The organism is Herminiimonas sp. (assembly GCF_030655415.1).
This window is the reverse complement of sequence record NZ_JAURVN010000014.1, coordinates 577,767-601,619: the sequence shown is the minus strand read 5'-3', so window position 1 is coordinate 601,619 and position 23,853 is coordinate 577,767. Positions and strand designations below refer to the sequence as shown.

General features: G+C 50.0%; 27 protein-coding genes. 25 read left to right on the top strand and 2 right to left on the bottom strand.

Annotated elements, in window-relative coordinates; translation table 11 throughout:
- The first annotated feature begins 668 nt into the window (after nucleotides 1-668).
- The 4 genes from Q7T66_RS12085 to Q7T66_RS12070 all read left to right on the top strand — a co-directional run bounded on the left by Q7T66_RS12085 (nucleotide 669) and on the right by Q7T66_RS12070 (nucleotide 3,849).
- On the top strand, nucleotides 669-1,688 hold the full coding sequence (locus Q7T66_RS12085; RefSeq protein ID WP_304933563.1) for an RluA family pseudouridine synthase: 1,020 nt from the start codon (nucleotides 669-671) through the stop codon (nucleotides 1,686-1,688).
- Nucleotides 1,689-1,769: 81 nt separating this feature from the next.
- Entirely contained in the window at nucleotides 1,770-2,429 is a 660-nt protein-coding gene (locus tag Q7T66_RS12080) for an HAD-IA family hydrolase (RefSeq protein ID WP_304933562.1), read from the top strand.
- Between the two features lie 3 nt (nucleotides 2,430-2,432).
- A complete protein-coding gene (locus Q7T66_RS12075) occupies nucleotides 2,433-2,804 on the top strand; it encodes a Rieske 2Fe-2S domain-containing protein (protein WP_304933561.1) in 372 nt (123 codons plus the stop codon).
- A 31-nt stretch (nucleotides 2,805-2,835) separates the two neighbouring features.
- A complete protein-coding gene (locus Q7T66_RS12070; protein ID WP_304933768.1) occupies nucleotides 2,836-3,849 on the top strand; it encodes a S49 family peptidase in 1,014 nt (337 codons plus the stop codon).
- A 283-nt stretch (nucleotides 3,850-4,132) separates the two neighbouring features.
- Here the strand turns inward: Q7T66_RS12070 and Q7T66_RS12065 are convergent, their stop codons facing one another.
- A complete protein-coding gene (locus Q7T66_RS12065) occupies nucleotides 4,133-4,885 on the bottom strand; it encodes an SAM-dependent methyltransferase (RefSeq protein WP_304933560.1) in 753 nt (250 codons plus the stop codon).
- Between the two features lie 65 nt (nucleotides 4,886-4,950).
- On the bottom strand, nucleotides 4,951-5,565 hold the full coding sequence (locus Q7T66_RS12060; protein WP_304933559.1) for a Maf-like protein: 615 nt from the start codon (nucleotides 5,563-5,565) through the stop codon (nucleotides 4,951-4,953).
- Nucleotides 5,566-5,671: 106 nt separating this feature from the next.
- Between Q7T66_RS12060 and Q7T66_RS12055 the strand changes: the two genes are divergently transcribed.
- The 21 genes from Q7T66_RS12055 (at nucleotide 5,672) to pdxJ (ending at nucleotide 23,853) form a co-directional block, all read left to right on the top strand.
- Nucleotides 5,672-6,169, top strand: a complete 498-nt coding sequence (locus Q7T66_RS12055; RefSeq protein ID WP_304933558.1) for a DUF177 domain-containing protein — start codon at nucleotides 5,672-5,674, stop codon at nucleotides 6,167-6,169.
- Nucleotides 6,170-6,291: 122 nt separating this feature from the next.
- Nucleotides 6,292-6,474, top strand: a complete 183-nt coding sequence (rpmF, locus tag Q7T66_RS12050) for a 50S ribosomal protein L32 (protein WP_112991500.1) — start codon at nucleotides 6,292-6,294, stop codon at nucleotides 6,472-6,474.
- 148 nt (nucleotides 6,475-6,622) lie between these two features.
- The gene (gene plsX / locus Q7T66_RS12045) at nucleotides 6,623-7,714 is read left to right on the top strand and encodes a phosphate acyltransferase PlsX (RefSeq protein ID WP_304933557.1); all 1,092 of its coding nucleotides are present in this window, start codon (nucleotides 6,623-6,625) and stop codon (nucleotides 7,712-7,714) included.
- The gene (locus Q7T66_RS12040) at nucleotides 7,711-8,697 is read left to right on the top strand and encodes a beta-ketoacyl-ACP synthase III (protein ID WP_304933556.1); all 987 of its coding nucleotides are present in this window, start codon (nucleotides 7,711-7,713) and stop codon (nucleotides 8,695-8,697) included. The genes plsX and Q7T66_RS12040 overlap by 4 nt, the downstream gene beginning before the upstream one ends.
- A gap of 46 nt (nucleotides 8,698-8,743) precedes the next feature.
- Entirely contained in the window at nucleotides 8,744-9,676 is a 933-nt protein-coding gene (gene fabD, locus Q7T66_RS12035; RefSeq protein WP_304933555.1) for an ACP S-malonyltransferase, read from the top strand.
- Nucleotides 9,676-10,422, top strand: a complete 747-nt coding sequence (gene fabG, locus Q7T66_RS12030; RefSeq protein WP_304933554.1) for a 3-oxoacyl-ACP reductase FabG — start codon at nucleotides 9,676-9,678, stop codon at nucleotides 10,420-10,422. Before fabD ends, fabG begins: the two co-directional genes overlap by 1 nt.
- A 126-nt stretch (nucleotides 10,423-10,548) precedes the next feature.
- On the top strand, nucleotides 10,549-10,791 hold the full coding sequence (gene acpP, locus Q7T66_RS12025; protein ID WP_011871492.1) for an acyl carrier protein: 243 nt from the start codon (nucleotides 10,549-10,551) through the stop codon (nucleotides 10,789-10,791).
- 29 nt (nucleotides 10,792-10,820) lie between these two features.
- Nucleotides 10,821-12,062: a beta-ketoacyl-ACP synthase II gene (fabF, locus tag Q7T66_RS12020; protein WP_304933553.1), complete on the top strand. Its 1,242-nt coding sequence runs from the start codon at nucleotides 10,821-10,823 to the stop codon at nucleotides 12,060-12,062.
- Between the two features lie 54 nt (nucleotides 12,063-12,116).
- A complete protein-coding gene (locus Q7T66_RS12015; protein ID WP_304933552.1) occupies nucleotides 12,117-12,617 on the top strand; it encodes a protein YgfX in 501 nt (166 codons plus the stop codon).
- 96 nt (nucleotides 12,618-12,713) lie between these two features.
- Nucleotides 12,714-13,316: an RNA polymerase sigma factor RpoE gene (gene rpoE, locus Q7T66_RS12010; protein ID WP_112991507.1), complete on the top strand. Its 603-nt coding sequence runs from the start codon at nucleotides 12,714-12,716 to the stop codon at nucleotides 13,314-13,316.
- A 66-nt stretch (nucleotides 13,317-13,382) separates the two neighbouring features.
- The gene (locus Q7T66_RS12005) at nucleotides 13,383-13,955 is read left to right on the top strand and encodes a sigma-E factor negative regulatory protein (protein WP_304933551.1); all 573 of its coding nucleotides are present in this window, start codon (nucleotides 13,383-13,385) and stop codon (nucleotides 13,953-13,955) included.
- Between the two features lie 6 nt (nucleotides 13,956-13,961).
- Nucleotides 13,962-14,981: a MucB/RseB C-terminal domain-containing protein gene (locus Q7T66_RS12000; RefSeq protein ID WP_304933550.1), complete on the top strand. Its 1,020-nt coding sequence runs from the start codon at nucleotides 13,962-13,964 to the stop codon at nucleotides 14,979-14,981.
- A gap of 106 nt (nucleotides 14,982-15,087) precedes the next feature.
- Nucleotides 15,088-16,563, top strand: coding sequence for a DegQ family serine endoprotease (locus Q7T66_RS11995; protein ID WP_304933767.1), 1,476 nt, complete (start codon nucleotides 15,088-15,090; stop codon nucleotides 16,561-16,563).
- 68 nt (nucleotides 16,564-16,631) lie between these two features.
- On the top strand, nucleotides 16,632-16,886 hold the full coding sequence (locus Q7T66_RS11990; protein WP_304933549.1) for a glutaredoxin family protein: 255 nt from the start codon (nucleotides 16,632-16,634) through the stop codon (nucleotides 16,884-16,886).
- A gap of 192 nt (nucleotides 16,887-17,078) precedes the next feature.
- The gene (gene lepA, locus Q7T66_RS11985; protein ID WP_304933548.1) at nucleotides 17,079-18,872 is read left to right on the top strand and encodes a translation elongation factor 4; all 1,794 of its coding nucleotides are present in this window, start codon (nucleotides 17,079-17,081) and stop codon (nucleotides 18,870-18,872) included.
- Nucleotides 18,869-19,792 carry a signal peptidase I gene (gene lepB / locus Q7T66_RS11980; RefSeq protein ID WP_304933547.1) on the top strand — a complete coding sequence of 308 codons (924 nt, stop codon included), beginning with the start codon at nucleotides 18,869-18,871 and terminating at the stop codon, nucleotides 19,790-19,792. Before lepA ends, lepB begins: the two co-directional genes overlap by 4 nt.
- 31 nt (nucleotides 19,793-19,823) lie before the next feature.
- Nucleotides 19,824-20,216, top strand: a complete 393-nt coding sequence (locus Q7T66_RS11975) for a DUF4845 domain-containing protein (protein ID WP_304933766.1) — start codon at nucleotides 19,824-19,826, stop codon at nucleotides 20,214-20,216.
- 19 nt (nucleotides 20,217-20,235) lie between these two features.
- Complete coding sequence (gene rnc, locus Q7T66_RS11970; protein WP_304933546.1) at nucleotides 20,236-21,282, top strand: ribonuclease III; 1,047 nt, start codon at nucleotides 20,236-20,238, stop codon at nucleotides 21,280-21,282.
- On the top strand, nucleotides 21,279-22,181 hold the full coding sequence (gene era, locus Q7T66_RS11965) for a GTPase Era (RefSeq protein WP_304933545.1): 903 nt from the start codon (nucleotides 21,279-21,281) through the stop codon (nucleotides 22,179-22,181). The genes rnc and era overlap by 4 nt, the downstream gene beginning before the upstream one ends.
- 13 nt (nucleotides 22,182-22,194) lie before the next feature.
- Complete coding sequence (gene recO / locus Q7T66_RS11960; protein ID WP_304933544.1) at nucleotides 22,195-23,073, top strand: DNA repair protein RecO; 879 nt, start codon at nucleotides 22,195-22,197, stop codon at nucleotides 23,071-23,073.
- A gap of 15 nt (nucleotides 23,074-23,088) precedes the next feature.
- The gene (gene pdxJ, locus Q7T66_RS11955) at nucleotides 23,089-23,853 is read left to right on the top strand and encodes a pyridoxine 5'-phosphate synthase (RefSeq protein WP_304933543.1); all 765 of its coding nucleotides are present in this window, start codon (nucleotides 23,089-23,091) and stop codon (nucleotides 23,851-23,853) included.

The following is a 23,853-nucleotide window of genomic DNA, read 5'->3' as shown; positions in this document are numbered from 1 at the left end:
CCGTAGCTTTACATAGTGACATCACATGCAAGAGTAAATTGCTGCTTGCTGGCCGGCGTGAAGCGATTTGCGGCGATAGCGTGGCTATCGGGGAAAATCGCAGCGAATTGCGGCTCACTGAGCGTTTCTATCTTGCATTGAAGGCACTATGCGCCATCTATAGCAACAGTACAGGGATGTACGCGGGGCAGGAGTGCTTGGGGAGGGAAATTGCCTTGGTGTGTGATACTTAGCGCAGACGCGCTGTATTCACAACGGGGCGCGGATGCAGGAAAACGGACGCCGAGCGCTCACATGATCCGCATCGTGCGCGTCGAATAAATCGAGCGCAACGAAAGTCGCGGGTGGTGAACACAGTGGTTGAGCCATATAAAACATAGGCAAAATCGGCAAACAGTTTAACTACATCAACCAGCAAGCTCACTTTTAAAACGGCGAGCTTGCCGGACTTTATCCTAACGATCCAAACATTCTTGACCAACACCCTTGCGCGTTATCCGATTACAACAACGGTGCAACCTTGACTCGCACAGGGGCGGTGCATACACATCTTTTCCATCGAATTTGCAAATTGGCGAGGCCGATGGAGACGCCCCTGTGTAGAATGTGCTTTTTATTCTTACACCAGCAATGGTTTGTGACCATTGCGAAACGATTATATATTCAAAATGAAGGACTTAGCGAGATTTTCAGGGAAACAGGCTGAAATGCCATCCCCCACCCGCTCGTCACAGGTCCAATCCCAAGTTCCGGTCCAAGTTCAGCTTGTTACCATTTCCGAAGAAGAAGCCGGTCAGCGTATAGATAACTATTTGCTACGCATTTGCAAAGGCGTGCCAAAAAGTCATATCTACCGAGTGCTACGTTCGGGAGAAGTGCGCGTCAATAAAGGTCGCATTGATCAAACCTATCGTTTGGTCGAAGGCGATATTATTCGCATCCCGCCAATTCGGATTGCGGAAAAAGCTCCGTCGAATGCTCCAGGCGCCGAATTCAAAATATTGCTAGAAGATAATCACTTGCTGGTGATCGACAAACCAGCCGGCGTTGCCGTGCATGGCGGTTCGGGCGTCAGTTATGGCGTGATCGAACAATTGCGTGCTGCGCGTCCGGATGCGAAATTCCTTGAGTTGGTACATAGACTCGACCGCGATACTTCCGGCGTGTTGGTCTTGGCCAAGAAACGTTCGGCGTTGACAAATTTGCACGAGCAGATCCGTGGCGGTGAACCGGACAAACGTTATTTTGTTTTAGTGCGTGGCGATTGGAAGAATGCGCGTCAGCATATTAAATTGCCCTTGCATAAATATTCGACGGCCGATGGCGAGCGTCGTGTTCGCGTTCAAGCCGATGGCATGGAGTCGCACACGATTTTCAATCTGATTCAGCGTTATGGCGAATTTGCCTTGCTGGAGGCGGAATTGAAAACCGGTCGCACGCATCAGATTCGCGTGCATCTTGCTTCTAGTGGTTTTGCAATCGCTGGTGACGACAAGTACGGTGATTTTGCATTGAATCGCGATTTGCAAAAAGCAGATGGTGAGCGCGTCGCATTAAAACGCATGTTTTTGCACGCGCACCAAATTACTTTTATTCACCCTGAGAGCGGCAAACCGGTGACGCTAAACGCGCCATTGCCGCCGGAGTGTGAGCGCTTTCTCAAAAGTTTGAAAAAGACATCGAACTAACTAGTTAACTAATTTAATCGCGAGCTTTTAAAGGCTCATAGATATTGGAAAAGGAGCTGGCAGCGCGTGCTGTCAGGCTACATGGCAAGAAAGCAATTTGATCTCATCGTTTTCGATTGGGATGGCACCCTGATGGACAGCACCGCGGTGATCGTCAACAGTATACAAGCAGCAGCCAAGGATCTTGGTTTGCCGATACCTGACAAGAAGGCTGCGTCGCATGTCATTGGTCTCAGCTTGCAAAATGCAATGGAAGTCGCGCTGCCTGGCATCGATCCAAAATATTATCCGCGTGTGATTGAGCGTTATCGCCATCACTACCTGAATCAAGATGGTGGTTTGGTATTGTTCGACGGCGTGCGCGAGATGCTGAATGATTTGTCGCAACAGGGATATTTTCTTGCCGTTGCAACCGGTAAAAGTCGCGTTGGTTTGAATCGTGCGCTGGATGCGTCTAAATTGTTGTCGCTGTTCGATGCAACGCGCTGCGCCGACGAGACATTTTCCAAGCCGCATCCTGCGATGTTGCAAGAGCTGACGCGTGAACTGGGGCAAGACATGAAACGCACTGTGATGATAGGCGACACCACGCATGATTTGCTGCTGGCGCAAAACGCCGGTGCATCCGGCGTTGCAGTCAATTACGGCGCGCATACGCCGTCAGAATTGCAGGCCTTAAGTCCGCTGTATGCTGCCAATTCGGTTTCCGAACTGCATGCATGGCTGGATGCAAACGGATAAAAATTGAGCGCCGAGCTGATTCCAATTTGCGATGCAAGTGCGCTGGAAGAGCGAGGCAAGGGTGTGCGATTTCCCGTTACAGCAGGTAGTGAAGATGCAACAGGTTTTGTGGTCAGGTTCAACGGCCTTGTGCAAGGTTATTTGAATCGTTGTGCACATGTGCCTATGGAGCTGGATTGGAATGAAGGCGACTTCTTTGAGTCCAGCGGTTTGTATCTGATTTGCGCGACGCACGGTGCAGTCTATGCACCAGAAACCGGTCGTTGCGAAGGTGGCCCATGCCGTGGTCGCAGTTTGCGACGCATAGCAATCACGGAAAAAGATAATCAGGTATTCTGGCAGCCAGACGAATATGTAAGACCGGCGCGAGCATAAGCAGCGTCGAAAAAAAACAGTGATGACAAATATGAGCAACGATAACGATCAAACAAATCCACCTCCATCATGGCAGCAGCCTGTAACGCCGAGTGCAGCCGCGCCGAGAAAAGAGGGTTGGGAGCGTGAGGTGCTGGAGAAACTGGCCTTCGCAACCATCAAGGAACAGCGTGCACGTCGCCGCTGGGGAATTTTCTTCAAGTTCGTTACTTTGTCATTGATCGCATTCGCGTTGTGGACCAGCTTCGGCCCTAGTGTTAGCGACATGGAAAACGTAGGTCCGCATACAGCGTTGATCAAGATTGACGGCACCATCGAAGCCAAGGGTGCTGGCGATGCTGAAACAGTGATTTCTGCATTGACCAAAGCATATGCAGATCCTGGCTCGGTCGGCCTTATTTTGCAGATCAACAGCCCTGGTGGCAGCCCGGTGCAAGCCGGCATCATCAACGATGAAATCACACGCTTGCGCAAGCAATATCCGAAGAAGCCTTTGTATGTTGTGGTGAATGAGATTTGTGCGTCTGGTGGCTATTACATTGCGGTGGCTGCCGATCGTATTTACGTTAATAAAGCCAGCATCGTAGGATCGATAGGCGTGTTGATGGATGGTTTCGGTTTTACCGGAACGATGGAAAAACTCGGCGTTGAACGTCGCTTGTTGACCGCAGGCGAAAACAAAGGCTTCATGGATCCGTTCAGTCCGCAAAGTGAAAAGCAAAAACTGTATGCGCTCGGCATGCTAGATGAAATTCACCAACAATTTATTGATGTAGTACGCAAAGGTCGCGGCAAACGCTTGAAAGAATCACCAGAAATTTTCTCTGGTCTTTTCTGGAGTGGTGCAAAATCGGTTGAGCTTGGTTTGGCTGATGGCTTCGGTACAGTCGAAAGCGTAGCGCGTGAAGAATTCAAGTCAACTAACATCGTTGACTACACGCAACGCGAAGGTTTGTCTGATCGTGTACTGAGAAAATTTGGCGCAGCAGCGGGCGCATCGGCAGTCAAGACTTTCGCTCTGGAAGCGACACCTAGCCTTAAATAGTTTGCTCTATTGAAATGAGAGAAAAATCTTTTTCTCTCATTTGAAAATCGGCTTGTAATTTGATTGAGCTCGACTATATTGGTTAAGCGTTACCGACATCTGAAGATGTGAATGCAACAACGTCTGCAACTAACAAGTTGTAACCGCTCGCATTTTGGTGACGTGTCGCAGTACAAACTGTAGGTCCTTTGACCTCTCCTCATGCTTCCTACGGAAGCAGGCAAAACGGCGGTGAAACACCGCCGTTTTGCGTTTACATATTCATTCCGTACTTATTCTTTACTTACTCTGCGAGCAGTAAAAACACAGTCGGTTTTTTGTGAAAGTCTGGTGCTTTGCCTGATGAACATTCGGCTTTCCATTTTGCTGCAGTTTTGGTTTGAATTTGTTCGGATGGCAAAGTCAAATCGGTTGCGACGCTGATCAATGTATTGCCGTTGCAATTCGCTGCCAGCGTTTCCAGCATGCCCGCATTGCGATAGGGCGTTTCGATAAAAAATTGCGTTTGCTTTTCTGCGCGCGAACGTTCTTCAAGTTGCTTGATACGCCTGATGCGCGCTGCGGCATCAATGGGCAGATAACCATTGAACGCAAAATTTTGTCCGCTCAGACCGCTCGCCATGACGGCAAGCAATAAAGAAGATGGGCCGACTAAAGGTTTGACTTGAATACCTTGCGCATGCGCCAAGCGCACAAGATTAGCCCCCGGATCCGCAACCGCCGGTACGCCTGCTTCAGAGATCAAACCTGCGTCTTGCCCAGCCAAAATTGGTTCCAGCAATGCTGGTAAATTCTTTGCATCGGTATTGACGTTGAGTTCCGCGATCTGGATTTCTTGTATCGGTTTGGCCAGCGTATTGCGTGTGCCGACCAGCTTGAGAAAAGCGCGTGTGGTCTTGGCGTTTTCTGCAATGAAGTAATCGAGTTTGGCCGTCAGTAACTGAACGTCAGTTGGAATAATATGCGCGAGTGGATCGACGCCATCAACTTCGGTCTGGCCTAGGGTATTTGGAATGAGGTAAAGAATGCCGGGCATATGCTGGTTATATATAAATATGAATAAATGCTAGGCTGAGAAATAAAGCTTCTTGATGAATTTTGCTAGATGCCGAAAAAACTCAGACCCGCACGTCGCAACATCGTTGTCAGTGCGATCAAGGGCAGGCCGGTTAACGCAGTTGGGTCGCTGCTTTCAATTTTTCCGATAATGGCAATTCCCAGGCCTTCGTTTTTTGCACTGCCAGCGCAATCGTATGGTTGTTCTATGCGTAAATAAGCATCGAGTTCGGCGTCAGGTAAATCGCGAAAGGTCACAAAAGTCTGGACGTTTTCCAGCTGGATTTGTGGCGCGGCAATATTGGCGCGCGAATCAAACAGGCATAGGGCGGTGTGAAAGACTACTTTGCGGCCGCGCATTTTCTGCAATTGTTTGAGTGCGTTTTCGTGTGTGCCGGGCTTGCCGATTTGTTCGCCGTCCAGTGTCGCGACTTGATCGGAGCCAATCACCAGCGAGTTTGGGTTCTTTAAACCGATCACGGTGGCTTTTTCTTGCGCTAGCCTTAACGCGGTTGCATCCGGTGATTCATTAGCGGCAGGTGTTTCGTCTATATTCGGCACCATCACGTCAAACGGAAGGTGTAGACGGGATAGCAACTCTTTGCGATAAATCGAGCTGGAACCGAGTATTAGTCTTGGTTGAGAGGTTGGCGTAGGCATTATTTGATGTTTATTTGAATGACCGCTCAATAAAAGTGCTCTAACGCTTTGACGAATAAAGGGAAAGCCTGTTATTATCGCAGGTTTTCCGGGTTCAGCTAAGCCTATGAGCGCTTTTGTAATCGATGCCTTCGAGTTCAGTCGGCTTAAAGAGCGACGTGAAGGCGATGTTTCTATCGCCGATATGGCAAGACTTTCGGCCGAGTCTGTGAATAAATCGGCGTCCTTGCATTGGAGTTTGCAAGGCGGCGCAGATACGCTGAATCATCCGCAATTGATATTGTCAGTTTCGGGCACGATTGAGTTGATGTGCCAGCGTTGCATGACGCCATTGAAGTTTGCGGTTGAGTCAGAGTCTGTATTGATTCTCGCCAAAACCGATGAGCGTGCAGATGAAATCGACGCTTTGCTGGCAGATGACACGGTTGACGTCATCGTCGCTTCGAAGGCAATGAATATCATGGAGCTGATTGAAGATGAAGCTTTGCTGGCGATACCGCTGGCTCCCAAGCATGATGTCTGTCCGGATAATGCAGCACTGAATGATTTAATGGGTACAAAGAAAGCTTCGCCTTTCGCTGTGCTTAAAGGCTTGAAGCAATAGATTTTTGCGGTCGCTATTGTAAGAGCGGGCGGTTCGTAATTGTGTAGTAAAGATTGTCGGTTTGCGGTGAGTTTACAAACCGAATGTGTTAGAATTTTAGAACTTAAGGTTTAGGAGTTATCATGGCTGTTCAGCAAAATAAAAAGACACCGTCGAAACGCGGTATGCATCGTTCGCACGACTTCCTGGTTGCTCCGCAACTGAGCGTTGAGCAAACCACGGGTGAAACGCATCTGCGTCACCACATCAGCCCAAACGGCTTTTACCGTGGTCGTAAAGTACTGAAAACCAAAAACGACGAATAATTTGTTTGTCGTTCAGGCGAAGAAAGCGGCGCGATGAGTGTAAACTTTGCGCCGTTTTTTTCATGTGCCAAGACAGCACAGTGCGTCATTTTGAATCAAGCCAAGTTTGGCCCATAATTGTGGCTAGAGTGAGGCACGAGTCAAACCAATGACAATAAAAATATCCATAGACTGCATGGGTGGCGATCACGGCCCGGCAGTTACTATTCCCGCGGCCATTTCGTTTGTCGAAAGCGAGCCAGACGCCGAGCTGATTTTAGTCGGGCTGGAAGATCAGCTTTTGGCCGAACTAAAAAAACACAAGGCAAGCGAGCATCCGCGTCTGTCGGTCGTTAACGCGACTGAAGTTGTGACGATGGACGATTCGCTGGAAGTTGCATTGCGCCGCAAGAAGGATTCTTCTATGCGCGTTGCCATCAATCTCGTCAAGCAAGGGCAGGCCGACGCATGCGTGTCAGCCGGTAATACTGGCGCGCTTATGGCGATTTCGCGTTACGTGCTCAAGACAATTCCTGGCGTTGATAGACCTGCGATCTGCAGTATTCTCCCCAATCAAAAAGACGGTCCTACCTACATGCTCGATCTCGGCGCTAACGTCGATTGCGAGCCGCAGCATTTGCATCAATTTGCGTTGATGGGTTCTGCGTTGGTATCCGCGATGGAAGGCAAGCCGAAACCAACGGTCGGTTTGTTGAACGTCGGCGAAGAAGATATCAAGGGTAATGACATCGTCAAGCAGACGGCTGTATTGCTACGCGCTGATCATGCACGCGGCACCTTGAATTTCTACGGCAATGTAGAAGGCAACGATATCTTTAAAGGCACAACGGATATTGTCGTCTGCGACGGCTTTGTTGGTAACGTGACTTTGAAAGCGTCGGAAGGCTTGGGGCGTTTCGTGAAAAGCGTTTTGACTACCGAATTAAAGCGGACTCCGCTGACGATGTTGGGCGCACTGATTGCACGTCCGGCATTGAAAGCAATTTCACAACGTTTGAATCCTTCCCGCTACAATGGCGGCAGCCTGCTTGGACTACGCGGTTTGGTATTTAAAAGCCACGGTGGAGCGGATGCATACGGTTATCAATGGGCGATCAAACGCGCTTTTGATGCAGCCAAATATGATGTGCTGGCGCGTATCTCGACAAAAATCGCTGATCTGATGCCGCAATCGGCATTGACGCCGCCCTCCGAAAATCCAGTTACTGCAACAGAAACAATAGAACAGAAAACCGCATGACTCTCTATAGCAAAATTATCGGTACGGGCAGCTTTCTGCCGCCTAATCGTGTCACGAATCAGGATTTAATAGAGCGGCTCGCTCTTGATGGCATCGAAACATCCGATGAGTGGATTGTTTCTCGCAGCGGAATTTCCGCGCGCCATTACGCCGATGCAGATATGCAGTCCAGCGATCTGGCGGTTGAGTCTGCAAAGCGTGCGTTGGACATGGCGCAAGTGGCGGTTAACGATATCGACCTGATTATTGTAGCGACCTCGACGCCTGATTTTTTCGGTGGCTTCCCAAGTACCGCATGTGTAGTGCAGCGCAAATTGGGCATCACGAATGGATGTGCCGCCGTCGATGTGCAGGCAGTCTGTAGTGGCTTCGTATATGCGATGGCGACAGCTGATAAATTCATCAAGTCGGGCTCGCACAAAAATGTTTTGGTGATCGGCGCTGAGGTGTTTTCGCGCATTATCGATTTCAAAGAAAGAACGACCTGCGTCTTGTTTGGAGACGGTTCTGGTGCGGTCGTTATGACTGCGTCTGAAGAACCTGGCGTGCTGGCGACCGCGCTGCATGCAGACGGTAGTTATGGCGATATTCTTTGCGGGCCTGGCAGAATCAGCAATGGTGTACTTGAAGGCAGCGCTTTCATGTATATGGATGGTCCAGCGGTCTTCAAGCTGGCGATCGGATTATTGGATAAAGTTGCCACCGAGGCTTTGCAAATTGCAAATATGGACGCATCCGAAATTGACTGGATCGTCCCGCACCAAGCGAATATCCGCATCATGCAAGGCACCGCGAAAAAGCTTGGCCTCAGCATGGATAAAATGATCGTGACAGTTGATCAGCATGGCAATACATCCGCTGCATCAATTCCACTGGCGCTGGACGTCGGCGTACGCGATGGCCGCATCAAGCCGGGTCAGAACGTCATGATGGAAGGCGTAGGCGGCGGCTTTACCTGGGGTGCCGTGCTGGCACGCATGTAATTCCGCACACACGCAAATCAGTTGATCATTCAAATTAAAAAATAACATGAGCAAATTCGCATTCGTTTTTCCGGGACAAGGTTCGCAAGCGATCGGTATGTTGAACGGCTTTGCCGACAACGTCGTGGTGCAACAAACGTTGGCAGAGGCATCGGACGCATTGCAGTTCGATCTGGCCAAGCTGATTGCAGATGGTCCTAAAGAAGAACTCGATCTAACCACCAATACCCAGCCTGTGATGTTGACAGCAGCAGTTGCGATGTATCGCGCATGGATTGCTGCTGGCGGCAAAATTCCAACGCTGGTCGCGGGTCATAGTCTGGGCGAATATTCAGCGCTGGTAGCTGCCGGTGTTATTCAATTCAAAGATGCCGTACCGCTGGTACGTTTTCGCGCGAAAGCAATGCAGGAAGCGGTTCCGGTTGGCCAAGGCGGGATGGCAGCGATTCTCGGTTTGTCTGATGCGGATGTGCTTGCAGTATGTGCAGAAGCGGCGCAAGGCGATGTAGTCGAAGCGGTTAATTTCAATGCGCCGGCGCAAGTCGTGATCGCTGGGAACAAGGCCGCCATTGAACGTGCTTGCGAACTGGCTAAAGCCAAGGGCGCCAAGCGCGCATTGGTGCTGGCAGTCTCTGCACCTTTCCATTCTTCTTTGTTGAAACCTGCGTCAGATCGCCTGCGTGAATATTTGGCTGGAGTGACTTTCAGTGCGCCGCAAATTCCATTGATCAATAACGTCGACGTCGCGATTGTCAGCGATGTAGATGGCATCAAGGATGCGCTGGTGCGTCAGGCTGCGAACCCGGTTCGTTGGGTTGAGTCCGTACAAAAAATGGCTGCCGAAGGCGTGACGGATGTGGTTGAATGCGGTCCTGGCAAAGTATTGGCCGGTTTGACTAAACGTATCAATGGCGAACTCACGGGTCACGCGATTGTCGATCAAGCGTCGCTGGACGCTGTCTTGGAGCTTTTGAAATAATGACTACAGTTGATTTGACGGGCCAAGTGGCCCTGGTAACCGGCGCATCGCGCGGCATCGGACGTGCAATTGCAGTTTCATTGGCAAAGCAGGGCGCTAAAGTAATCGGTACCGCAACGTCGGAAGCCGGCGCTGCGGCGATTTCTGAATATTTGGCTGATGGTGGCAAAGGTGTCGTGCTGGACGTCAATGACGCCGCGCGCGCTATCGCTCTGATCGATGAAATCCAAAAAGAATTCGGTGTTGCTGTCACCATCCTCGTCAACAATGCCGGCATTACGCAAGATCAATTGGCGATGCGCATGAAGGATGAAGAATGGGACAGCGTCATTGCTACCAATCTGACATCCGTAGCGCGTTTGTCGCGCGCTGTTTTGCGCGGGATGATGAAGGCCAAACACGGTCGCATCATTAACATTACGTCGGTTGTCGGCTCTACTGGCAATGCCGGACAAATGAACTATGCTGCTGCCAAAGCAGGTGTCGCCGGCATGAGCCGTGCGCTGGCACGTGAAATTGGTAGCCGTAACATTACTGTTAATTGCGTGGCGCCTGGTTTTATCGATACCGATATGACGAAGACGCTGAGCGAGCAACAAATTACTGCCTTGCTGCAACAGGTTCCCTTGGGCCGTTTGGGTGTGCCGGAAGATATCGCGTCAGCGGTCAGCTTCCTCGCATCGCCACAGGCGAGTTACATTACTGGAACCACCTTGCATGTCAACGGCGGTATGTACATGAGTTAAAGTTGTAATTAGGTATTTTTAGCGGAAGTTTCAAGTTTCTTGATTACAAAAGCTAAAAGTGAATTTTCGGTGCGCAAATCTGCTAAAATGCGCGCACTTTCTGTAACCACTCATTGGAGTTAAAACATGTCGGATATCGAACAACGCGTTAAGAAAATCGTCGCTGAACAACTGGGCGTCGCCGAAGCAGACATCAAAATCGAATCGTCGTTCGTTGACGATCTGGGCGCTGATTCGCTGGACACAGTTGAACTCGTGATGGCACTCGAAGACGAATTCGAAATGGAAATCCCTGACGAACAAGCTGAGAAAATCACTACTGTGCAGCAGGCGATTGATTACGCCAAGGCACACGTCAAAGCAGCTTAAGTTTTGTTGAACGACTCCAGGAGAATTGCTTGAGCCGCTCTAGTAACCGTCGTGTCGTCGTCACTGGTCTTGGTTGTGTTTCTCCCGTTGGTAACACTGTTGCTGATGCATGGAATGCCGTTCTTGCTGGTAAATCCGGCATAGCAACCATTACCAAGTTTGATGCGAGCCCCTTCAGCACGCACTTTGCTGGAGAAGTAAAAAACTTCAATATCGAGGATTACATTCCTGGTAAAGAAGCGCGTCACATGGATACCTTTATCCACTACGGCGTGGCAGCGGGCATGCAAGCATGGCAAGATTGCGGATTGGTCGTCACTGAAGAAAATGCCGAGCGTATCGGCGTTATCGTCGGTTCGGGCATAGGCGGTTTGCCGCTGATCGAGAACACGCACGCTGAATTGGTTAATCGCGGCCCGCGCCGCATCAGCCCGTTCTTTGTGCCGGCTTCGATCATCAACATGATTTCAGGTCATCTGTCGATCACCTACGGTCTGAAAGGGCCGAATCTGGCAATAGTTACTGCATGTACTACCGGTTTGCATTCGATAGGCGCTGCCGGTCGCATGATTGAATACGGTGATGCCGATGTCATGATTGCAGGTGGTGCAGAATCGACTATTTCGCCATTAGGCTTGGGCGGTTTTGCATCGGCTCGTGCGCTGTCTTCGCGTAATGATGATCCAGCGACTGCTTCTCGTCCTTGGGACAAGGATCGCGATGGTTTCGTACTTGGTGAAGGCGCCGGCGTCATGGTGCTGGAAGAGTATGAGCATGCAAAAGCACGTGGTGCGAAAATTTATGCAGAGTTGCTTGGCTTCGGCATGAGCGGCGATGCGTACCACATCACCGCTCCAAATATGGATGGTCCACGCCGCAGTATGGTGAACGCATTGAAGAGCGCAGAAATCTCCGCCGATCAAGTGCAATACCTGAATGCGCATGGCACATCGACTCCGTTGGGCGATAAAAATGAAACAGATGCAGTGAAAGCCGCATTTGGCGCACATGCTAAAAAATTGACTGTGAATTCGACCAAGTCGATGACCGGTCATTTGCTTGGCGGTGCGGGTGGTCTGGAATCGGTATTCACCGTTCTGGCGCTACATCATCAAGTTTCGCCACCAACGATCAATATCTTTAATCAGGATCCGGAATGCGATCTCGATTACTGCGCCAACACGGCGCGCGAGATGCCGATTCAGTACGCCATGAAGAATAACTTCGGTTTTGGCGGTACAAACGGTACCCTGGTTTTTGGTAAAGCCTGATAAAAATCCGGTCACCTTAACAGGCTGACCGGATTTTTTACTTCATACTCCCTCATGTCTATCGCGGTCTCTGCCGTGATTCAACCGTCCAGAATCTTGCTGTCACTGGTTGGCGGGATGAGTGTGATTTTGTTAGGTATTGCCGCACTTGTCGCGACTGGTTTTATTGGAAATTTATCACTGCTCGCAAGAATTTTTTTGGCAGCGATATGTGCGAGTTTGGCGATTGCCGCATTTTTACGCGCAAGATCGAGCAAGACGAAATATGTAATTCACATCTCGGGTACCGGTCAGATTCGTTTGGCTGCCGAGCAAAGAAATGAACACGGTATTGTTGATGGTGCAGCAGAGGGCGAACTCGTTCATCTGTTGCCGATATCGACAATATGGTCAGGTTTGCTACTCTTGCATTTGCAGAATGAACGGCAGCAAATTACGGTCGTGACGATTTTGCCGGATACGGTTTCCACGGAAAGCTTCAGAGCTTTATTGGTAGCCTGTCGCTGGATCGTATTACGCCATGCAGATGCAATTGAGTCCAATATTAGGCATTAAGCCAAGAATTAATTTTGGAATTTTTGAACCAATCATGTTTCGCCTAGTCAATAGTGCGAACCGCGTGCGTGTTGCAAAATAACAAGGGAATGGGGATTGACGACAGAACGCGAAATTGATCAGCTACTTGTCGAGCGTGTACAACGTGGCGACAAAAAAGCTTTCGAGCTGCTAGTGATCAAATACCAACGGAAGTTGATGCGACTTGTGTCGCGGCTTGTTCGCGACCAGGCTGAGGCCGAGGACGTGGTGCAGGAAGCATTCATCAAGGCGTATCGTGCATTGCCGCAATTTCGCGGCGATTCGGCGTTTTACACTTGGCTTTATCGCATCGGAATCAACACCGCAAAGAATTATTTGGTCACGCAAGGTCGTCGTGCACCGACATCAACTGAAGCAGATGTCGAAGAAGCAGAAACTTTTGACGACGGAGACCGCCTAAGAGATATCAACACACCAGAATCGCTGTTGGCAACCAAGCAAATCGCACAGACTTTGAATACCGCGATGGACGAGTTGCCGGAAGAGTTAAGAATGGCGATTACATTACGAGAGATCGAAGGGTTGAGTTACGACGAGATTGCTGAATCGATGGGTTGTCCTATCGGTACCGTGCGTAGCCGGATATTCCGGGCGCGCGAGGCTATCTCAGAAAAATTAAGGCCGCTGTTGGATACGGCACTCGATAAACGTTGGTGAAAAATAAATAAAGAAGTAATTTTTGCTGCAAATATAGGGGTAAGCCTTAATTTTTTCGAGGTAGTGATGAATACGATGAATATGACGCGCGAACAGATTTCCGCTTTTGCTGATAGCGAGTTGTCCGATGGACATCTCGATGTCACCTTGGCTGCCTTACGTCAGCAAGAAGGACGTGATACATGGAATCTCTATCATCAGATCGGCGACGCTTTGCGTTCCGACGATTTGAACACGCAAGTTAATCCTGGTTTGACCTCCCGCATATTTGCCAGCCTGGATGCGGAGCCGACCATCATGGTGGCAGCAGAGCAGCGCGTGCATGTTGCAAAGCAAAATGTGATGAAGCGTTTTGCAATGCCGGGTATGGCAGTTGCTGCGGTTGCCGTTGCCGCTTTCCTGACAGTGCCGCAAATGATGACAACGCAAAGTGCTCCAACGTTTGCATCGAATCCAGCGCCTATCGTGTTGGCTTCAGCTGCGCCGGAGAAGATAACCGTTGCCAGCCAAGACGGTGAGGTTTTGCGTGATCCACGTATAGATGAATATCTGCTGGCGCATCAGCGCTTTTCACCATCGGTCTACAGCACTGCGCAATACGCGCGGTCGGCCACATTTGCTGTTGACTCAGATAAATAATTGAACATGCTGCAGACATTCGGAATTTTTAGACTCGTCTTTCTTTTATCCAGCGCTATTGCGTTTACTGCGCATGCAGAAAGTGTTGAGCCATCAACGGCTCAACACGATACGCAAGCCTGGTTAAAGAAAATCCAGTCATCGGCACAGAAGTTGAATTACTCCGGTACCTTTGTTTATCAACAGGGTAATCAGGTTCGCACGTCGCGCATTACGCATATTCTGAATGGCAAGAATGAAGTAGAAAAACTTGAAATTCTCGATGGCAAGCCACGTGAATACATACGTAACAATGAAGAGATTGTTTGCTATGTGCCTGAAAGTAAATCGATACGCATAGAAAAGCGTGTGACGAAGGATGTGTTCCCTGCAATTCTGGGCGCTAATCCGACCGAACTGGCTGAGCATTACAATTTGAAAATGGGTGAAACAGGCCGCGTTGCCGGCTTCGATTGCCAAGCGATCATTCTTGAGCCTAAAGACAAGCTGCGTTATGGCTACAAACTGTGGTCGGAGAAATCGACAGGTCTTTTGTTGAAAGCGCAAACGCTTAACGAAAAGAATTCAGTCGTCGAACAAATCGCTTTTACACAATTGGTCATTGGTCATATCGATGCCAGCCGTGTGAAAACCAGCTTCAAGAATACTCAGGGCTGGCGCGTAGAAAATGCGGTCATGAGCGAGGCGAATCTTTCTGGCTGGTCAGTCAAGGCAATGCCTGCAGGTTTCAAGAAGGTGCGTGAAATGAAGCGCCTGATTACAGACACACCGGCAAACGCGACAGCAGAGAATGCGCCTCCAACTCAGCGTGAAGTATCGCAAATTGTTTACTCCGATGGTTTGGCTGCGATCTCCGTCTTCATTGAACCTGCATCGCAAAGTCGTACCGAAGGTTCTATGCAGCAAGGTGCGATGAATATTGTCGGCAAGCGACATGGCGAATATTGGTTGACGGTTGTCGGTGAAGTACCAGCCGCAGCGATCAAGCAGGTTGCTAACTCGATAGAAGTGAAAGCTCAGCCTTAATCTTTCCATTAGATTCTTGTCTGGGTTTTCAGTTAGATTCTTAGTTGTATCCTAGTGACATCCTAAATTACATCCCTAATCAGGCTTTTGTGAGTGTATGAAAACAATGTTCATTGTTCAGAAAAAACTGTCTGCTATTTTGCTTGGTGTTGCGAGCACATTTTTAATTCCTGCTGTTAGCGGTTTGACGCCACCTGCGATGGCTGCCGCGTCTGTGGCTGGTCTGCCGGACTTTACTGATCTGGTTGAAAAAACCGGCGCAGCAGTTGTCAATATTCGTACGACTGAAAAAGCCAAAGTCAGCCAAGGCAATGCGGCTAGCGAAGATGAAGAGATGCAGGAATTTTTCCGTCGCTTCTTCGGTGCGCCAGTTCCGCCGCGTCAACAGCAACCTGCACCGCGTGGTCGCAGCAAACCAGACGCTGATGCCGATGAAGAAGTGCCGCGCGGCGTAGGTTCAGGCTTTATCATTTCCGCAGATGGTTATGTAATGACGAATGCGCATGTGGTCGATGGCGCGGACGAGGTCTATGTCACCTTGACCGACAAGCGCGAATTCAAGGCAAAGATCATTGGTGCTGATAAACGCACTGACGTCGCATTGGTCAAAATCGAAGGTAGCAACTTGCCGCGTCTGACCGTCGGTGATTCAAACAAGATTCGTGTCGGTGAATGGGTGATTGCTATCGGTTCGCCATTTGGTCTGGATAACACGGTAACTGCCGGTATCGTTTCTGCGAAAGCACGTGATACAGGTGAATATTTGCCGCTGATTCAAACTGATGTTGCCGTTAACCCGGGTAACTCTGGTGGCCCACTGATCAATATGCGCGGCGAAGTCATTGGTATCAACTCGCAGATTTACAGCCGTTCCGGTGGCTATATGGGCATTTCATTTGCCGTGCCTATGGATGAGGCTATGCGCGTTTCCGATCAATTGCGTGCAAGCGGCAAAGTCACACGTGGTCGCATCGGTGTGCAAATCGGTGAAGTAACAAAAGACGTCGCAGAATCTTTGGGCCTGACTCGTGCGCAAGGCGCATTGGTGCAGCGCGTAGAAGCTGGTGGCCCGGCTGAAAAAGGCGGCATCGAAGCAGGTGACGTGATCTTGAAATTCAATGGCGCGTCCATCGAACGCGCTAGCGATTTGCCGCGTATGGTAGGCGCCACAAAACCGGGTACGCGTTCGACCATCACCGTGTGGCGCAAAGGCGCAATGCGCGATCTGCCATTGACCATCACCGAACTGGAACCTGAAAAAGTTGCGCAAAAGGCTGAGAAAAAAGCCAAGGCTGAACAAGTTGCCAACACACTAGGTTTGATCGTCAGCGATCTGAATGCAGCGCAACTCAAGGAATTGAAAATCGAAGGCGGCGTTATTGTCGAGTCGGCTGAAAGTTCTGCGGCACGTGCAGGTTTGCGTGCTGGCGATATTCTTTTACGGTTGAATAACACCGATATCAAAGATGCGCGCCAGTTCAATGGTTTGGTCGCAAAACTGGATGTGAAGAAAACCACCTTGTTGCTAGTGCGTCGTGGCGATTCTTCGCAATTCGTGACCGTTAAACCGCACGCCCAATAAAATTATTTTCAAGAAAAAGGCTGCCTGCTGAAAAGCTTGCAGCCTTTTCTTTTGCGCGGAATTTATTCTTGATTCATTTCACACTCTATTCGCGGACTTACTGCCATTTGTGTGACGACATGCTGGCAGCATTGCGTGGACTGGAAATTGTCGAACCGATCTCCATTACGATAGTGGACGTGGATGCCGACGAGACATTGGTCGCCAAATATGATGAATTGGTCCCGGTGCTGCTTGCCAGCAAAGATCAGCAAGCGGCACAGCAGCTTTGCCATTACTTTCTGGATGAGGCGGTGGTAAGAGCGTTTATTGCCCAAGCTTGAGCGACTTACGGCAGGGGATGCAAGCGTCACCGTGCACAATTTTTACCTTGGCAGCCCGCAGAGCCGGAATTGTTGGGCTTTCCCCTCTGAAATCCGGTAAAATGCCGGGGCCGTCATCCCTCTGTAACAAGGCGCTCGCCTAGGGAAAACATCCCAGCATAGAGCGCTTTTTTTGTAATTGTCACTTGGTTAATGAACAACATCCGCAATTTCTCCATCATCGCCCATATCGACCACGGTAAATCGACACTTGCCGACCGCATTATTCAATTGTGCGGCGGCTTGTCCGATCGAGAAATGGAAGCGCAAGTGCTTGATTCCATGGATCTCGAACGCGAGCGTGGCATCACGATCAAGGCGCAAACCGCCGCCTTGTCGTACAAGGCGCGCGACGGCAAGGTCTACAATTTGAACCTGATCGATACACCGGGCCACGTCGATTTCAGCTATGAAGTTAGCCGTTCGCTGTCTGCTTGCGAAGGTGCGTTGCTGGTGGTCGATGCCTCGCAAGGTGTGGAAGCACAGACGGTAGCCAACTGCTATATGGCGCTGGATCTGGGCGTCGAAGTGGTGCCAGTTCTGAATAAAATTGATTTGCCGAATGCAGATCCACCAGCCGCGATTGCTGAAATCGAAGACGTGATCGGTATCGATGCGACGGATGCGGTTCAATGTTCCGCCAAAACTGGTTTAGGCGTCGCTGATGTACTTGAGTCGCTGATCGCCAAAGTGCCGCCGCCTAAGGGCGATCCGGATGCACCTTTGCAAGCGCTGATCGTGGATTCCTGGTTTGATAATTACGTCGGCGTAGTGATGTTGGTGCGTGTCATCAACGGCACATTAAAACCAAAAGAAAAAATTCTGTTGATGGCGAGCGGTTCGGTCAATTTGGTCGAAAACATCGGCGTCTTTGCGCCGCGCTCGGTGTCGCTGCCGACACTGTCGGCCGGACAAGTAGGTTTCATCATTGCCGGCATTAAAGAATTGAAGGCCGCCAAAGTTGGCGACACCGTTACGCTGGCCAGCCGTCCTGCCGCCGAAGCCTTGCCTGGTTTCAAGGAAGTGCAGCCGCAAGTGTTTGCGGGTCTGTTCCCGGTTGAGGCGAATCAATACGATGCATTGCGCGACTCTTTAGAAAAGCTGAAGCTGAACGATGCTGCGCTGATGTACGAGCCGGAAGTGTCGCAAGCGCTGGGCTTCGGTTTCCGTTGCGGCTTCCTCGGTTTGCTGCACATGGAAATCGTGCAAGAACGTCTGGAGCGCGAATTCGACATGGACTTGATCACGACGGCACCAACCGTTGTGTATGAAGTCATCATGGGCGACGGCAGCCTGATCAAGGTCGACAACCCGTCCAAGATGCCTGAACCGTCCAAGATTGAAGAAATACGTGAGCCTATCGTCACCGTCAATCTGTACATGCCGCAGGAATATGTCGGCTCCGTCATCACGCTGTGTATCGCCAAGCGCGGTGTACAGATGGACATGAGTTATCACGGTCGTCAGGTGAAATTGATTTACGAAATGCCGATGGCCGAGATCGTGCTCGACTTCTTCGATAAATTGAAATCAACGTCGCGCGGTTACGCATCGATGGATTACGAGTTCAAGGAATATCGTGCGTCGGATGTGGTCAAAGTCGACATGCTGATCAACAGCGAAAAAGTCGATGCGCTGGCCATCATCGTGCATAGATCGAACAGCCAGTATCGCGGTCGCCAGGTAGCGGCCAAGATGCGTGAACTGATTCCGCGCCAGATGTTTGACGTCGCGATTCAAGCCACCATCGGTGCGAATATTATCTCGCGTGAAAACGTCAAAGCCTTACGCAAGAACGTGCTGGCGAAATGTTATGGCGGCGATATCAGCCGTAAGAAAAAACTGCTGGAAAAACAAAAAGCCGGTAAGAAACGCATGAAGCAAGTGGGCTCGGTCGAGATTCCGCAGGAAGCGTTTTTGGCAATTCTACAAGTGGACGATAAATGACATTGCAAGATTTGTTGGGCAATTTTTCACTGATCCTGTTCATCCTGACGGTAGGAACGGGCATCGTCTGGGTGCTGGATGTTTTCTATTTGGCGAAAAAACGCCGCGCCCATGCGGATGCGGTGCTGGCTGAATTTGATGCACGTAATGCCAAGCTCGCAGGCGAGGGCGTCAAGCCGGATAACAATGGTCGCGCTGCGCTGCAAGCGAGCTTGATGCGCCAACCGACCTGGATCGAATATTCGGGCAGTTTTTTCCCTGTAATCGCATTAGTATTCTGCTTGCGCTCATTTTTGTACGAGCCATTCAAGATTCCATCGACATCGATGGTGCCTACGCTGCAGGTTGGCGATCTGATTCTGGTGAATAAATACACCTACGGCATTCGTCTGCCCATCCTGAATAAAAAAGTAATCGAGGTAAATGATCCTCAACGCGGCGACGTGATGGTTTTTAAATATCCGGAAAACATGACGCTGGATTACATCAAGCGCGTGGTCGGCGTTCCTGGCGATACTGTGACGTATCGTAACAAGCGTCTGATCGTTAATGGCGAGCAAGTTTCTTACAAGGCATTGCCTGATTATCTTGATGAAGAGACACTCAGTTATTCCAAGCTATTGACCGAGAATTTGAACGGCGTAGCGCATCAAATATTGAACAATCCGCGTGCGCCGTCCTATGTGTCGAATCCGCACGATTTCCCGAATCGCGATTTGTGTACTTACGACGCGGAAGGATTTACCTGCAAAGTCCCGGCTGGACAATATTTCATGATGGGCGATAATCGGGATAACAGTTTGGATAGTCGCTATTGGGGTTTCGTGCCGGATAGAAATATTGTCGGAAAAGCATTTGTTGTGTGGTTGAATTTGAATAATTTCCCGAATAACCTTGGTCGCATTGGCAGTTTTCAATAATCATAGTCAGGAGCGCAAGTAGATGGCAAACATGACATTGGCAGCATGCACACATCGTAAGCAAAAGGGTATTACCCTGGTCGGATTGATTTTGGTGCTGGCTATCATTGGCTTGATTGCGGTTCTTGCAATGAAAGTAACACCGACTGTGACGGAATACTTTTCGATCAAAAAAGCGATCGGCAGCGTTAAAGCATCCGGCGGTGGTATTCCTGAAATGCGCTCTGCATTTAATCGCCAGGCTGAAGTTGGTTACATCGATGCGATCAGCGGCAAGGATCTCGAAATCATCAAAAACGGTGACGACGTAGAAATCAGTTTCGCGTATCAGAAAATTATTCCTCTCGTGGGACCGGCTAGTTTGTTGATTGATTATTCCGGCTCAACCAACGAGAACAGATTGAAGAAAAAAGCAGCACCTTAAGGTAAGAATCGATAGAAAAATGGATGTAACGTTATTGCAAAATAGGCTAAGCCATACGTTCAAGGATGCTGGATTGCTGCAGCAGGCCTTGACGCATCGCAGCCACAGTAGCGTACATAACGAACGCCTCGAGTTTCTCGGCGATTCCATTTTGAATTGCGTGGTTGCTTCCTTGCTGTTCGATCGTTACAGCAAGATCGATGAAGGCGATTTGTCGCGTCTGCGTGCCAATCTGGTCAAGCAACAATCCCTGTATGAAATCGCACAGCGTCTTGAGCTTTCGCAGTTTTTGCGTCTGGGCGAAGGCGAGTTGAAATCGGGCGGTTTTCGTCGTCCATCGATTTTGGCCGATACGCTGGAAGCATTGTTTGGCGCGATTTTTCTCGATGCCGGCTTCAATGCTGCGCGCGATGTGATTCGCTCACTTTATATTCCTATCCTCGATAGCGTCGATCCCAAGACTCTGGGCAAGGATGCAAAAACCCTTTTGCAGGAATATCTGCAAGGTAAAAAAATCGCACTGCCGCAATACAATGTGGTGGCGACGCACGGTGCTGCACACAATCAGGAATTTGAAATCGAATGCCTGGTTCCTAAACTGGATATTCAAGTGTTCGGCACCGGTGGCAGCCGCCGCGCAGGCGAGCAAGCCGCAGCCAAACTTGCGTTGGAAGCAGTGCAGGCTGCATTGGTCAAAACGCCAGGTGCTAGCCGCAAAAGCAAACCACGTACCGCACAACTGAAGTTAGCCGGTATTGCTACCGTACAGCCAGATGCCCCTTTGGATGAAGCGAAGCCTGCTTCCAAAACCATTTCCAAGTCGGATGCGAAAACTGCCAAGGCCGATGCCAAAGCTGAACTTGAAACAAAATCAGATACGAAGTCAGATTCCACATCTGAGGCAGATCAAGTATCCGATGGCCAAAAAAGCCTGATTGCGGAAACTGACGCAGTGATCGTTCCTGCAGCAATTACTTCATCCAAAGTTAAATCCGATGTTGCATCGACTGAATCAGACGATGCCGTAAAAAAATCCTCTACCACTTCCCATTCCAAAATTGCATGACTGAATCCACCGCACTGTCTCACTTTCGATGCGGTTATATCGCGATCGTCGGTCGCCCTAACGTCGGTAAATCGACATTGATGAATGAACTGATAGGCGCGAAAGTCAGCATTACATCGCGCAAGGCGCAAACCACACGTCATCGCATCACGGGTATTCAAACCGTCGAAGATGCGCAATTTGTATATGTCGATACGCCTGGTTTTCAGACACGTCATTCGAATGCATTGAACAAAACCTTGAACCGCACAGTAACGACGACGCTGACGGCATCTGATGTGATTTTGTTTGTGATTGAGGCGGGTACTTTTGGTCAAGCCGATCAACAAGTGCTGGATCTGATTCCAAAAAATGTGCCGTGCATCCTGGTGATCAACAAATCAGATCGCGTCAAAGACAAAGCCGTGTTGTTGCCGTTCGCGCAGCAAATCGCTGCCAAGCGTGACTTCACTGCGGTGGTTCCTGTTTCCGCTAAATTGCGCTTTCAGCTCGATAATCTGCAAGGCGAAATCAAAAAACATTTGCCGGAAAATCCGCCCGTGTTTGGTGAAGACGACATCACCGATCGTAGCGAAAAATTTCTCGCTGCAGAAATCGTACGTGAAAAATTATTCCGTTTTGTCGGTGATGAGCTGCCGTACACCAGCACAGTCCTGATCGAAAAATTTGAGTTGGAAGGCAATCTGCGCCGCGTTTTTGCTGCGATTTTGGTAGAGCGCGATACGCATAAATCCATGGTCATCGGCAATAAAGGTGATCGTCTGAAAGATATCTCGACGCAATCCCGACTCGATATGGAGCGCCTGTTCGGCGGCCCTGTCTATCTGGAAATCTGGGTCAAAGTTAAATCTGGCTGGGCCGATAACGAAGCCGGCTTGCGCGCATACGGCTACGAATAAAATCGATTTAAAGATGACTGCACTCATCATCGACGGCAATTCTTTGTCTCATTCTTCAGATGAAGAAAAGTCGACGGTGCGTGCTGATGTAAAGAGTTCTTCTGTCTCCGCGGCTGAATCTTCGGAAACGTCAATTGCCACACCAAAACCTGCGCCACGCCGCACGCGTTCCCTAGAAAAAGACACACGTATCGCCGAGCAACCCGGCTTCGTGCTGCACAGCTATCCCTACAAAGAAACCAGTCTGATTGTCGATGTATTTTCGCGCGATCATGGCCGTATCGCGTTGGTCGCCAAAGGTGCAAAGCGTCCGCATTCCAAATTGCGCGGTGTGCTGCAAACTTTTCAGCCGCTATCTGTGGGTTGGAGTGGCAAGGCCGAAGTGCGCACACTGACTGCTGCAGAATGGGTAGGCGGGCTTTTGCCTTTGGAGAAATCGGCTTTGTTATGCGGTTTTTATCTGAACGAGTTATTGGTCAAATTGCTGGCGCGCGACGATCCGCATCCTGCATTATTCGATCATTACGTCAGTGCCTTGAATCAGCTCGCGCATGATGAACCTGCTGCGATTGTTTTAAGAAAATTCGAGCGTGCGTTGTTGAAAGAAACAGGCGTCTCCGGCGATTGGCAGATTTGCACGACTACTCGCAACCCCTTGAACGCTGAGATTAATTACGTCATCGATCCCGAGCGAGGTCCGCGTCCGGCGCGCGCTTCAGATACCTGGCCGCAGGTCGCAGGCAAGACCCTGCTGGATATGGAATGCGAAGATTACAGCAACGCCACGACGCAAATGCAAAGCAAATTTCTGATGCGTTTTTTGCTCGCGCATCATCTGAACGGCGCGCCTTTGAATACGCGCCAGATATTGATCGACCTGTTGCAGCTTTAACGGACACAATTCACCATGAGTTTTCTCCAGCCTCAATCTTCCATCATCGATCTCGGCATCAACATCGATCACGTCGCGACGCTGCGTAATGCGCGCGGCACAGTCTATCCGGATCCTTTGCGCGCAGCTTTGCTGGCTGAAGAAGCCGGTGCTGATGCGATCACTTTGCACTTGCGCGAAGACAGACGTCACATCAAGGATGCCGACGTTGAATTGATCCGTCCGCAATTGCTGACGCGCATGAATTTGGAATCTGCGGTCACTTCCGCGATGGTTGATTTTGCCTGCCGTATCAAGCCGCAGGATGTTTGCCTAGTGCCGGAACGTCGCGAAGAAGTAACGACCGAAGGCGGGCTGGATGTAGTGAGATATTTTTCAGAAGTATCTGCTGCAATCAAACAACTGCAAGCAGAAGGCATACGCGTGAGTTTGTTTATTGATGCCGATGCCGCACAAATTCAAGCGGCGGCCGAAGCTGGCGCGCCAGTGATTGAATTGCATACAGGTCGTTATGCCGATGCGCATGATGATGCTGAACAGCAAGTGCAATTGCAACGTGTAAAGCTGGGAGTATTGGAAGGGGTCAAACGTGGCTTGAAAGTCAATGCCGGACATGGACTGCATTACACCAACGTGCAGGCGATCGCAGCAATTCAAGATATCGCCGAACTGAATATCGGTCACGCCATCGTCGCGCAAGCAGTGTTCGTCGGCTGGCAAAATGCCGTGCGTGAAATGAAAGCGATCATGACCGCGGCACGCTTGAACGGACGAGCATAA